Genomic DNA, 12978 nt, shown 5'->3' on the forward strand with positions numbered 1-12978 from the left:
AAACGCTCCATTGTTACTGTGACAACTGCAACCTCCACGGATCTTCACTTTCATTTAGCGCCCTGGCTCCAGGATGCCATTCGTCTGGCAGTGCCCCTGGGAGGGTATCTGCGGTTGCGGGTGCGACTGCGGGGGAATACGCTCCACATCCTCTGTGAAACCAGTTGTCCCACGGAAAAAGAAGAGATTACCCAAGCCATTTTACGGAGAATGCGCCGTCAACCGCCCCCTGTGCAACTCCTAGCGCCGACCCCTGGAATCGCCATTCACCGTCTCATTGTCTATGGCCGCCTCCGCCAGGAGAAAAAAAGCCTCTGGTTAAGCCTAATTCCCCTGGGCCAGTCGTCCCCATCGTCGAACCCGGAGACGTTCCAGCTCAATCGAAAAAATCAGGCCCGCCTCGGTTATCCCCAGGCGATCGCCCAATATTTAAGTCAAAATCTCAGTCAGTTGGGCATTAGTATTCGGGTTGAAACCCAGACCCTAGCGAATACAGCCCCCCACCAAGGGCAACAGCGTCTCTGGATTACCTGTGAATGTGACTACAGCCCGGACTATGGCTTGCTGACAGAATCTCTGGTGCAGCGACTCCGGGAACTGGAAATCAAAGGTTTTCGCGATGGGGCAATCCGCTGTCAAATTCGTGGGGAAGAAAAGCCCGAATGGTTGCTATGGGTTGATCTGACGCCCCCCGATGTTATGTTGCGGCAGTGGGGCCAATGGGGAGATCCTGAGGCGATCGCCCAGATTTTGACCCAGGCATTCCAAGCTCACCCCCTCACCATTCGGGCGGCTGTAACCGATGCTGTGTTGTCCCTGGAGTGCATCCTGGCCCCCAATATTTCCCTAGCCCAGGCCCACATTCTCAAAACCATCCAAGACATTCTCGACGTCCTCGCGCCCCAGGGGTTACAGCGCGCGCTAATCCGGGCGAAATCAGCTTCCCACAATGAAGAACTCTGGCGCAGTGAATGGCGGTTGCCGGGGGATCAGCCAGGGGCACACCATGATTCTCCCGGACAGTTGGCCCAACAGGGGGATTTGGAGGCGTGGCGGTTTTTGCTCCAACGTTGCCTGAATCCTGATTTGACGAGACGTTTGGCCACTGGCGGCATCCACATCACCCTCCGCCAAAAGGATGACACCCTCTACATCATGACGGAGGCGATCGCCTGTCCACCCCAAATGGCAACGCTCAAGGCGATCGCCACTCTTTTTCGGCATTTAGAACCTCACCCCTTTAGTCGCCTAAAGGTCTATGGCCGCCGTTCGGGCCAAAGCAAAGCCCTCTGGCAACAATCATTAAAATTCAACACCATTACCCCAGCCAGGACATCACCACAGACGCCAACGGAAACCGCCCTTCCCCCCGTCGAAACTGACCCCAGTCTTTCTCCCCTAGAACGCTTCAACCAAGGTGCCCGTAATCTCCTCCAGCGTAGTCGCCTCTGGCAGCCAATACCGGATAATTGTGGTCTGGTTTTACACCAGGGTGAATCCGAGCGAAGCATCTTTTCCCCGCAGCGGCGGTGGCGAGTGGCTTGCCTGTGGTTGCTGGGCGGCATTCTAGTCACGGCCCAAACCGATTGGTTGGCGGGCCAATGGCTCCAGCGGGATCTGGCTCAACCCCAATCTGTGTCCCTGTCCCAAACCGATCCGGCAACCCGCTCAGAAGTCTTAGATGCCCAGCTTCCAGTCACCAATTGGCAAACCACGGCCCCAAAGGCGATCGCCCCTCCCCTAACTAGCCCCTATCCTTCCTTTGATAATCCGCTCCTAGACGAAAAACTCGCCCTCTACCAAAAGCGCATCGCCAAAAATGGTGTACCTGACGTTCTCATTATTGGTAGTTCCCGTGCCCTGCGTGGTCTTGATCCTTTGGCCTTGCAGACGGCCCTCACCGAGAAAGGCTATCCGCCCCTTGATATTTTTAATTTTGGTATTAATGGTGCCACTGTCCAGATCTTTGATCTACTGCTGCGGCAAATTCTCCCTCCGGAGCAACTGCCCCAGTTAATTATCCTTGCCGACGGAGCCCGTGCTTTTAATAGTGGTCGGCAGGATTTGACCTACGAACTGATGACCCGTTCCCCAGGTTTCCAAGCCCTTGAAGCAGGTACATTTTCCCAACTGTTGTCTCAAGATATCCCCAAACATCAGGCAATAACTTCTGTTGTTCCTGATCTAGAACAAATCACCACCCAATGGCTGGGAAAAATCTCCCAGGTCTATGATCAGCGACAATTTTTCAAAGAACGCTTTTTTGACGAAACCCTAGCGCCATTCCACACTTGGGTGTCTACGGCAGAGGCAGCATCCCCAATGACTTCTACTGAGCCAGAGCAGCAGTTTAATTTAGATGGTTTTTTGCCCATCGACCGTCGCTTCATTCCAGAAACTTACTACCAAAATCACACCCAAGTAACGGGAAATTATGACGGGGATTATGCGGCGTTTAATCTCCGGGGAATGCAACATGAAACTTTCCTGGCGCTTTTAGATCATTTCGAGTCTCACCAAATTCACTTGGTCTTCTTGAATCAGCCCCTGACGGATTACTACCTCGATCCGGTACGTCTGGATTATGAACGGCAGTTTCGTCAGTATTTTCGTCAATTGGCTAATCGAGACAAGCTTGATTTCGTTGATTTTGTCCACCAACAAGCCTGGCAAGGCCGTTATGAATGGTTTTCGGATCCGAGCCATCTCAATCAGTTTGGTGCGGCGCAAGTGGCCCAAGAACTAGCTAAAGTTTCGACGATTCCCTGGCCACAACGTACTTCAGACTAATTTTCTTCTGATTTTTTCAGGACAAGGCTTCGGTCTCTGTCAATGCTCGACGATGGCGCTCAACGACCTGTTTCACCTGGGGAGCTAGCCACCCATCATAGGCCGGATAAACGGCGAGCCGGGGTTGTAATTGCCAGCCTTGATTCGCGAGCAGGAGTTGCAATTGATCGAGGTGGAGATGGGAATAGTCGGGGTTGACTTCATCCTTGGGGACAATACCGCCGAGATCCCTCGCCCCAGCTTGGAGACAACCCAAGAGCCATTGGGGATCAGCCACAAGATTAGGGGGAATTTGAATCGTGATCTCCGGCGGCAAAATGTTGCGGGCCAATTGAATAACCACTGGGAGTTGCTCAGGCAAAAAGGCTTCACCTAAATAGTCCTGGGTTTGCCCAGGACGGTGGGGCTGCAAAATCACCTCTTGGATGTGACCATACTGATGCTGAATTTTGGCGATCGCCTCTAATGTATCCCGCCAATCCTGGGGCGTTTCACCGATGCCCAACAGCAGCCCTGTTGTAAATGGGATTCTTAATTCTCCGGCTAGAACCAATTGTTGTAGGCGCACCTGGGGATCTTTGCTGGGGGCGTGACGATGGACGGGGAGATCCGGACGCATTTGTTCTAACATCAGCCCCATGGAACCATTTACATCCCTTAACAATTCCATTTCAGTACGACTCAGGGGGCCAGCATTGGTGTGGGGAATAAAACCGTAATCTAAGGCCAACTGACACAGATCATAGATGAGCTGGATCAAAGGCGATCGCCGCCCTGAAGCCGGATGCACCTCTCCACTCAAAATCAAAATTTCTCGGACGCCTTGCCCCCGGAGATTTTCGAGACGAGCTTGGGCCGCCACTAGGGTCAACCAATGATCCTGACCTGGATCAACGCGAAAATTGCAATATGAACAGCGATTGAAACATTCGTAAGTTGGCACCAAGGTGAAAGCTGGACTGTAGGTCACAACAGCGTTTGCCTGGTTACTGCCGCCGCCTACCGGGCGATCAACCCTTGACAGATCCAGCATGGCCCCTCCGCAAATCAAAACATTTCCTTAAAACACTTTACAAAAAGCAATAGTTTCATTAATATAGCTACTAAGGTTAAGCACCTTGATAATTTCATAGCAATCATAACGATATGACTACTACACTACAACAGCGCGGAAGCGCTTCCTTGTGGGAGAAGTTCTGTCAGTGGATCACCAGCACCGAGAACCGCATCTATGTCGGTTGGTTCGGCGTCCTGATGATTCCTACCCTTCTCACTGCTACTACCTGCTTCATCATTGCGTTCATCGCAGCTCCCCCCGTTGACATCGACGGTATCCGTGAGCCCGTCGCAGGTTCTCTTCTCTACGGTAACAACATCGTCTCTGGCGCAGTTGTACCTTCTTCTAACGCAATTGGTCTCCACTTCTACCCCATCTGGGAAGCTGCTTCCTTAGATGAGTGGTTGTACAACGGTGGCCCTTACCAGTTGGTAATTTTCCATTTCCTCATTGGTGTTTTCTGCTACATGGGTCGTGAGTGGGAACTTTCTTACCGCCTCGGTATGCGTCCCTGGATCTGTGTTGCATTCTCTGCTCCCGTAGCAGCAGCAACTGCAGTATTCCTCATCTACCCCATCGGTCAAGGTTCCTTCTCTGATGGTATGCCTTTGGGTATCTCTGGTACGTTCAACTTCATGATCGTATTCCAGGCAGAGCACAACATCCTGATGCACCCCTTCCACATGCTTGGTGTGGCTGGTGTATTCGGTGGTTCTTTGTTCTCCGCAATGCACGGTTCTCTCGTAACCTCTTCTTTGGTACGTGAGACCACTGAAACCGAATCTCAGAACTACGGTTACAAGTTCGGTCAAGAGGAAGAAACTTACAACATCGTTGCAGCCCACGGCTACTTCGGTCGTTTGATCTTCCAATATGCATCTTTCAACAACAGCCGTTCCTTGCACTTCTTCTTGGGTGCATGGCCTGTAGTCGGTATCTGGTTCACTGCTCTTGGTGTATCTACCATGGCATTCAACCTGAACGGTTTCAACTTCAACCAGTCCATCCTTGACTCTCAAGGTCGTGTAATCAACACCTGGGCGGACATTCTGAACCGTGCGAACCTTGGTTTTGAAGTAATGCACGAGCGTAACGCTCACAACTTCCCCTTAGACTTAGCAGCTGGCGAGCAAGCACCTGTGGCTCTGCAAGCACCCGCAATCAACGGTTAATAACTGTTTGAATCTTCGGGCTTAGTTGAAAAAAAAATGATTGCTTTGACAGTAAAACTGAATAAGTAATGATTGGCGAAGGCCCCTACCAGAGATGGTGGGGGTTTTTGCTTGCTTGCTTTTTTTTGAGAAAATTTCGGATTGTTGGCATTTTCAGCTAAGGAAAATTGAGATTTTAGCTAGATGCTGCTGAGCAAATATTTTCATCATTCACGTTTGTAATGGCTGAGGCGTCAAACTCGCCACCACTGAATTCTCCTTCTAGCGTTAGCTCGTCGCCGACTGAGATGTTCTGTCTGGTGTTGTCGCCACATACGCCCCAAGAATCGACTCGGATGCTGCGATCGCCTGTGTTGATACTAAACCCATCTTCCCAGACCCGTTCCACAGTTCCTGTTAGAACACCATTGTCCATCTGGGCAGCGCCCGTACAACCAATCAAGCCCATTAAAACCAGGGGAATTTTAACCGATAGTTTCATGAAAATTCTTCCACTCGGTAATATAAATGCCTCTATTTTAGGTTTTATAAAATCGAAATTTCGCTATAACTATGGGGGTATGCATGAAAAAACCTAATAATAATGAGCAATATTTATGATCTTTCAGTTTTTTTAGAACCCCAAGAAAAAATTCTCTGGCAAGGCATGCCCCAGGCGGCCGGGTCATCGCCCTGGAGTCTGAAAATTATTCAAGCTTTTGGCTATTTTGGTTTATTTGCGTTTGGCTTCTTTTTATTAATTGGGCTGGCAAATTGGGATGAACTAGGGGAAGCCCTCGGCATTTGGCTTACTTTTTTGGGATTAAGCTTGGCGATCGCCTTTGCTTTTCTCATTGTCATGCCGAAGGTTGTTCGTTCTTCCCTCAAGGCGACGAATTACATCGTGACCCCAACCCACGCCGTCATTGTGCAGCATCTATGGCAAACCCAAATTAGTCGGATTCCGGTACCAGAGAATGAAGAAATCGTGATTTATCGCGACCAAAATTTCCATACGGTGCGGTTTTATCATTACGATAATCGAGCTGCAAATCCGGAGAATCGCGTTTACCGTGTTTATCAATTTGAGCGACTCACCCCGACCGATGCTGCCACTGCCGCAAAGGTACTAGAAATGATTCGCGGTCAAGCGGGGCCTGATGCGCAACCCGTATTTTCGAGCCGTCCCAAGCCTACCTAAAAACTGCCAGAATAAACTTGTTTTGTTGAGTTAAAAACCAACTAAGATTGTTCGATTTAGGCGATCGCCCAGATATTTTCTGGGTAAGTTACACCGATTTTCACGAAAGAAAATACAATACAACTCAACATGGGTTCAGCCTTTGCCAGTAAATTTCCTCTGTCTATCGAAAGGAGTATGGCAAAATGAACAGGTTAAAAACATTGTGAACGGAACGGGTATCGGTTAATGGCTAAATTTATCTTTGTCACCGGTGGTGTGGTCTCCAGCATCGGGAAAGGCATTGTGGCAGCAAGTTTGGGGCGTTTACTCAAGTCCCGTGACTATTCGGTGTCGATCCTGAAGCTCGATCCCTACATTAACGTCGATCCTGGCACCATGAGCCCGTTCCAACATGGGGAAGTTTTTGTCACCGAGGATGGTGCAGAAACAGACCTCGACCTCGGCCATTACGAACGATTTACCGATACCTCCATGTCTCGCCTTAATAGTGTGACCACTGGTTCCATTTACCAAGCGGTGATTAATAAAGAGCGACGGGGCGATTATCAAGGGGGGACGGTTCAAGTCATTCCCCACATTACCAACGAGATTAAAGAACGAATTTTTCGCGTCGCGGAGAATACGAATCCTGATTTTGTAATCACAGAAATTGGCGGTACCGTCGGCGACATTGAATCTTTACCGTTCCTAGAAGCGATTCGTCAGTTCCGCAAAGAGGCTGGCCGGGACAATGTTTTGTACATGCACGTAACCTTGATCCCCTGGATTCCGTCGGCGGGGGAAATGAAAACCAAGCCCACCCAACATTCTGTGAAAGAATTGCGATCTATTGGGATTCAGCCGGATGTGCTGGTGTGCCGTTGCGATCGCCCTTTACCCCAGGGACAACGGGAAAAAATTTCGGAGTTCTGTAATGTTCCCGAAGAACAGGTGATCACCTCCCAGGATGCCAGCAGTATTTACGAGGTACCGTTGATGTTAGAACGGGAAGGCTTGGCAGAACAAACCCTGAAACTGCTACGGATGGAACCCAGGCAACCGAATTTGGCGCAATGGCAAAATCTCATTGAACGGATGAAGCGCCCCAGCCGCCACATGGATATCGCCATTGTCGGTAAATATGTCCAGCTCAATGATGCTTATTTATCCGTGGTGGAATCCCTCGGCCATGCGGCGATCGCCAACGATATGGACATCAAACTCCATTGGGTCAACGCTGAGGATATCGAAAAACACGGCGCGTCCATGTATCTTGCGGATATGGCGGGGATCGTCGTTCCCGGAGGATTTGGTTTACGGGGCGTTGATGGAAAAGTAGCGGCCATTGAATATGCCCGGCTCAATCAAATCCCGTTCCTGGGCCTTTGTCTTGGGATGCAATCTTCAGTGATTGAATGGGCCCGTAACGTTGCCAAATTAGAGGATGCCCACAGCGCCGAATTCAACCCCGAAGCGAAAAACCCCGTGATTAATCTTTTGCCAGAACAGCGGGATGTGGTGGATCTTGGTGGCACCATGCGCCTGGGTTTATATCCCTGTCGGCTTACCCCTGACACCCTAACCTATCAACTCTATGGCCAAGAGGTGATCTACGAGCGTCACCGTCACCGCTACGAATTTAACAATGCCTACCGGAGTTTGTTCTTAGAAACGGGCTATCAAGTGAGTGGAACTTCCCCCGATGGTCGCTTGGTAGAAATTATTGAATATGCTGACCATCCGTTCTTTATTGCGACCCAGTTCCACCCCGAATTTCAATCTCGTCCGAACCATCCCCACCCCCTCTTTTTCGGGTTTATTCAAGCGGCGGGAAACCACAAGTCCCAACCGATTTCTGATGAGCTAGATAACCAGAGTACGGAGATGTCTATTTCTCTGTCCTAGGGCGAAGAACCTGTAATGAATTAACTTGATCACAACGATAAAAACCATGGCAAATTCCGTACATCATATTGTTCTGTTTGAATTGGCAGCAGCAACTGGGACTGCTGAAACCCAAACGATTATTGAAGATGGCCTGACTCTCTTGGGGGCAATCCCTGGGGTTTTGAAAGTTGATCTGGGGTTAAAGGCCCGGTCAGATCGGGATGTCCACATTAAGGATTATCAATTGGCTTTGTATGTGCAGTTAGAAAGTAATGCAGCCCTTGATACCTATGGGCCTCACCCCAACCACCAAGAATTTCTCAAGCGACATAAGAGCAAATGGACGAAAGTTCAGGTGGTTGATTTCTTCGGACAGTAGATGGTTAACTTTGTTTATTTATCATGCGTTAGTGCGAGGGCAATTCCTTGAATTCCTACGAAAGTCGCGGCCATTTACTTACAGAACAGGTCAACCCCCAGAGTCAAAATTTAGATCAAATGTCGGCTTTGGAATTGGTCGATCTCTTTAACCAAGAGGATCAAAAAACCCTGGAGGCGATCGCCAATGCTCGCGAGGCCCTAGCCCAAGCCATCGAGATCACCAGCGATGCTCTGATGCGCGGTGGCCGATTATTTTATGTGGGGGCTGGCACCAGTGGCCGCCTCGGTGTTTTAGATGCTGCGGAATGTCCGCCCACCTTTTGTACACCCCCCGAACTCGTCCAAGGCATCATTGCCGGGGGAGCCGGTGCCCTCGTGCGCAGTTCAGAAGATCTCGAAGACCGGGCTGAAGATGGTAAAAAGGCGATCGCCCAACGACAGATCACCGAATTAGATGTCGTCGTCGGTATTACTGCGGGGGGAACTACTCCCTATGTCCAAGGGGCCCTGATTGCCGCCCAACAGCGGGGTGCCAAAACAATTTTCATCAGTTGCGTTCCGGCCGAGCAAGTGCCCTTTGCTGCCGATGTTGATATTCGTCTACTGACTGGCCCCGAAATTCTGGCAGGCTCGACCCGTCTTAAGGCTGGAACTGTCACCAAAATGGCCTTAAATATTCTCTCGACTAGCGTCATGGTTAAGCTCGGTAAAGTTTACGGTAACCGCATGATTGATGTTGCCGTCACGAACCATAAACTCCATGACCGAGCGCTCCGCATCCTTCAAGACCTAACAGATTTAAGCCGTGAGGAAGCGGCCATCCTTCTAGAAAAATCCCAGCGTCGCGTCAAAATAGCATTATTAATGCATTGGAAAAATGTAGATGCCTCAGAAGCAGAGCATTTATTAAAAGTCCATCAAGGAAACCTCCGAACAGCATTAAAGTCCTAAGTTAATAAAAAATCACTCTTGCTATAGAAATAATAAATCATCCCATGGAAAGACTTTTTGTATGAATAAAAAACGAAAAGTCTTGCTGTTTATCAGAGGTTGATATTTTTATTTCAAAAATTCTGCCGCTATTCTCCAAAAAAAACAAAACACTTTAGATGTCTAATTAATTGATTAAACATGACCAATAAATTGCTAGAAAAAACTGGATTAAATAGACAGGGTTTTTCTTCTTTTTTTCTGATATTGACCGTCGCCATACTAACTCGTTTACCTTATTTTTTTGAAACTGATATTGACTGGGACGAATCAACTTTTATTTTATTAGGTCAATCTGTATTGGATGGTCACCTACCGTATACAGATCTATTAGACGTCAAACCGCCATTACATTGGTATATTTTTACGAGTATCATTTGGTTGGCACAACACTCATTTGTATTTTTACGTTTTTTAGGAGCAATGATTGTTGCTCTTATTGGTTTAATTAATTATGAGATTGCTAGTAGGATTTGGAATAAAAAAGCAGGGCTCATTTCTGGAATATTAGTCATTTTTTTGATTGATTTAAACCCAGGTGGGCAGTCCATCATGTCTGAACATCTAGCTTTAGTGCCAATGATGCTCAGCTTTGCATTAATTCTCTTTTGCCCGAAAAATAACTCCGCGTTCATAGTTAGTGGCCTGTGCATGGGGTTGGCGATTATGATCAGGCTTAACCTTGCTTATGTTGGTCTATTTACAGGACTATATATCCTATTTGTCTCTATTGAAAATGACTTTCCTAAGTATAAGCTAATCTTACTGCCCGGTGTTTTTTTTGCTTTGGGAAATTTAGCGAGTATTTTGGTTACTTTACTTCCTCATCTTATTACTGACAACTTAGAAGCATTAAATATTGGCTTAATTAAAGCCTCTTTAAATTATTCACAACAAAGTGATTTTCTGAATGTTATTGTGAATCAACTAGGTTTTGTCGCAGATATTTTAGCAATGACGATATCTATTGCTTTTAGTGTTGTCTTTGGCCCAACGCTATTTTTTGCAATTTCACAGCTCATTCAGGTACAGAAACAAGAACAAAAGCTGAATTTTTTCGAAAAAAGATTCTACACAATTGGGATCTTATTTGGTTTGTCTATAGAATTTTCCATTTTGAGAACAAGTGTTTTTTATAAACATTATGTTATTCAGTTTTTACCTATGGCTGCTTTACTGGCGGCTCCGGCGATCGCCAATTTTTTGGATCGTAAAGACAATCTCAAAAAACAACTCGTGGCGATTGTTCTTTCTGTTTTACTTGTACACTTTTCCTTGCAATATTATAAAACAGGTTCTTATTGTCTCAATAGTCCTAGTTGTCTCCATGGAACATCGATAACAGTCAAACACTATTTGGCAGAGCATAACCCCCTAAATGGCAATATTTGGTTGACTAGAGGACACCTGGCCTATTGGTTTGCTGGCGTGACTCCAATCACACCATTAGTTACTCACCCCAGCAATATTAATAAGCGATTCCTTTTAGAAAGTTGGTACGGACAAGAAGCAACTCTTTCCCAAGAAATTGATAAGATTTTTGCGAAAAAACCTGTCTTGATTATTGGTGCTAGTCTCCAGGATTATTTACATGATTCAACAGCCCAAGCAAGATTAGATGATTTTATTCAATCAGACTATGTAGAACTTCCAGCTTTGGGAAAATTACATATTTATCAGCGGCAAGGGTAGATAACGAGAAATGCTAAACTTTACAAAAGTTAACGCTAACAGATTGCCCCTATGGTTTCCGCAACAAAACAGCTTTCCTATCATCAAGCCGCGTGGCAAAAAGGCTATGAATCCCAGCGACAGGAACTTGCCTATGAAGTCACAGATATTGACGGCGAGATCCCTGTCGAATTGATGGGAACCTTGTTTCGTAACGGGCCTGGGCTCTTAGACATTGGTGGCACGCCGATTAAGCATCCTTTCGATGGCGATGGAATGGTCTGCTCAGTCAGCTTTCAGGAAGGGCGGGCCTATTTCCAGAATCGTTTTGTACAGACAGCAGGGTTTGTGGCGGAACAAAAAGCTGGTCAACCTGTTTATCGAGGCGTATTTGGGACGCAAAAACCGGGGGGCATTTTCAATAATATGTTTGACTTGCGGTTGAAAAATATCGCAAACACAAATGTGATCTATTGGGGAAAAAAACTGTTAGCCCTCTGGGAAGCGGCGGAACCCCACAGTTTAAATCCTGAAAATTTGGAAACGCGCGGCCTGGATTATTTAGGGGAAACGCTCAAGCCTGGGGATAGTTTCTCGGCCCATCCACGTATTGATCCGGCGAGTATTTGGGATGGGGGCGAACCTTGCTTAGTCAATTTTGCCGTTAAACCAGGTTTGCCGACGCGCTTGGTGATCTATGAAATTAGTCCGGCAGGCAAATTACTGCGCTATCGAGAACATGAAGCTAAAGGCTTTGCGTTTATCCATGATTTCGTGATTACGCCCAACTACGTCATTTTTTTCCAAGCGTCGGTGAAATTTAATCCTTTGCCCTATGTTTTGGGGTTTAAGGGAGCTGGTGAATGCGTGAAATTCGAGGCGAATAAACCAACACAGATGATTGTGATTCCGAGGGATCCAGCGCGGAATGATGTGCAAACCCTAGAGGCAGAAGCCGGCTTTGTGTTTCACCATGCCAATGCCTTTGAGCGAGATAAGCAAATTATCGTCGATTCGGTCTGCTATCAGTCAATTCCCCAGGTGCAGGCGGATGTGAACTATAAAAATGTTGATTTTGATGCGCTAGATCCAGGGCAATTATGGCGCTTTACTCTGGATTTAGAGACAAAAAAAGTGACGCGAGAACTATTGGCTACCCGCTGTTGTGAATTCCCGGTGGTGCATCCAGAGCGTGTGGGACGGGACTATCGTTATGCCTACATCGGGGCGACCCATGCCAAAACAGGCAATGCACCGTTGCAGGCGGTGTGGAAGGTGGATCACCAAGGGGAGGATTCTCAAGTTTATTCCTTTGCGCCAGATGGATTTACGGGGGAGCCGATTTTTGTACCCCGTCCAGGAGCTACGGCAGAGGATGAAGGCTGGGTTCTCTTGATGGTCTATGATTCGGCCCAGCATCGCTCGGATGTGGTGATTTTTGATGCGCAAAATTTTGCTCAACCTTTGGCAACCCTACATTTAAAGCAGCATATTCCCTATGGCCTGCATGGTAGTTGGACGCCGGAAGTGTTTGTGAATTTCTAGTCGATCGATTCTTTGGGGTCAGGCGATCGCCAAATCCACCAGGCCCCTAAACACAGGGTGCAGTTACCCACGAGAGTGAGGGCGGCTTGGATCGTGACGAGCCATTCGAGGCTGGGCGCATTGTCGAAAAAGTGCCAAGTGCAGGCACACATCGCGCTAACGAGAGACGGCAACATTCCCCAGGCGAGGGCCGACCAGCTTTTGTCTTGGGTCAGATTGCCGTAGGTTTGGATCAGCCAAATGGCCAAAATCCACTCTAAAACGCTAGAGATGTGAACAATCCAAGTGGGAAAGGAAAGGGCATTCATCGCAGGGGCAGAAAT

At 47.8% G+C, this 12978-nt stretch carries 11 protein-coding genes; 8 read left to right on the forward strand and 3 right to left on the reverse strand.

The annotated features are described in order from the left end of the window. Nucleotides 1-18: 18 nt before the first annotated feature. On the forward strand, nt 19-2790 hold the full coding sequence (locus tag FEK30_RS11270; protein WP_138073233.1) for an SGNH/GDSL hydrolase family protein: 2772 nt from the start codon (nt 19-21) through the stop codon (nt 2788-2790). A 16-nt stretch (nt 2791-2806) separates the two neighbouring features. Here the strand turns inward: FEK30_RS11270 and cofG are convergent, their stop codons facing one another. Beyond that, entirely contained in the window at nt 2807-3823 is a 1017-nt protein-coding gene (gene cofG / locus FEK30_RS11275; RefSeq protein WP_181445659.1) for a 7,8-didemethyl-8-hydroxy-5-deazariboflavin synthase subunit CofG, read from the reverse strand. A 113-nt stretch (nt 3824-3936) separates the two neighbouring features. On the opposite strand from cofG, the gene psbA reads away from it, so the two are divergent. Continuing rightward, nucleotides 3937-5019: a photosystem II q(b) protein gene (gene psbA, locus FEK30_RS11280; protein ID WP_012307032.1), complete on the forward strand. Its 1083-nt coding sequence runs from the start codon at nt 3937-3939 to the stop codon at nt 5017-5019. A 175-nt stretch (nt 5020-5194) separates the two neighbouring features. Here psbA and FEK30_RS11285 read toward each other — a convergent pair whose 3' ends face one another. Then, nucleotides 5195-5500, reverse strand: coding sequence for a hypothetical protein (locus FEK30_RS11285; RefSeq protein WP_138073234.1), 306 nt, complete (start codon nt 5498-5500; stop codon nt 5195-5197). A gap of 102 nt (nt 5501-5602) precedes the next feature. Here FEK30_RS11285 and FEK30_RS11290 point away from each other — a divergent pair, with 102 nt between their 5' ends. The 6 genes from FEK30_RS11290 to FEK30_RS11315 all read left to right on the forward strand — a co-directional run bounded on the left by FEK30_RS11290 (nt 5603) and on the right by FEK30_RS11315 (nt 12655). Next, the gene (locus tag FEK30_RS11290; RefSeq protein ID WP_138073235.1) at nt 5603-6199 is read left to right on the forward strand and encodes a hypothetical protein; all 597 of its coding nucleotides are present in this window, start codon (nt 5603-5605) and stop codon (nt 6197-6199) included. A 228-nt stretch (nt 6200-6427) separates the two neighbouring features. Then, nucleotides 6428-8086, forward strand: a complete 1659-nt coding sequence (gene pyrG, locus FEK30_RS11295) for a CTP synthase (protein ID WP_138073236.1) — start codon at nt 6428-6430, stop codon at nt 8084-8086. A 46-nt stretch (nt 8087-8132) separates the two neighbouring features. After that, nucleotides 8133-8447 (forward strand): Dabb family protein, encoded by a 315-nt coding sequence (locus FEK30_RS11300; RefSeq protein WP_012307035.1) that lies wholly within the window; start codon nt 8133-8135, stop codon nt 8445-8447. Between the two features lie 47 nt (nt 8448-8494). After that, on the forward strand, nt 8495-9400 hold the full coding sequence (murQ, locus tag FEK30_RS11305) for an N-acetylmuramic acid 6-phosphate etherase (RefSeq protein ID WP_138073237.1): 906 nt from the start codon (nt 8495-8497) through the stop codon (nt 9398-9400). 180 nt (nt 9401-9580) lie between these two features. Then, nucleotides 9581-11131 carry an ArnT family glycosyltransferase gene (locus tag FEK30_RS11310; protein WP_138073238.1) on the forward strand — a complete coding sequence of 517 codons (1551 nt, stop codon included), beginning with the start codon at nt 9581-9583 and terminating at the stop codon, nt 11129-11131. Between the two features lie 51 nt (nt 11132-11182). Further along, nucleotides 11183-12655: a carotenoid oxygenase family protein gene (locus tag FEK30_RS11315; RefSeq protein WP_138073239.1), complete on the forward strand. Its 1473-nt coding sequence runs from the start codon at nt 11183-11185 to the stop codon at nt 12653-12655. Here FEK30_RS11315 and FEK30_RS11320 read toward each other — a convergent pair. Further along, nucleotides 12652-12963, reverse strand: coding sequence for a DUF2499 domain-containing protein (locus FEK30_RS11320; protein WP_138073240.1), 312 nt, complete (start codon nt 12961-12963; stop codon nt 12652-12654). The two genes, FEK30_RS11315 and FEK30_RS11320, sit on opposite strands and share 4 nt — an antisense overlap. Nucleotides 12964-12978 lie beyond the last annotated feature (15 nt).

This window comes from Picosynechococcus sp. PCC 11901, from assembly GCF_005577135.1.
Lineage (GTDB): Bacteria > Cyanobacteriota > Cyanobacteriia > Cyanobacteriales > MRBY01 > MRBY01.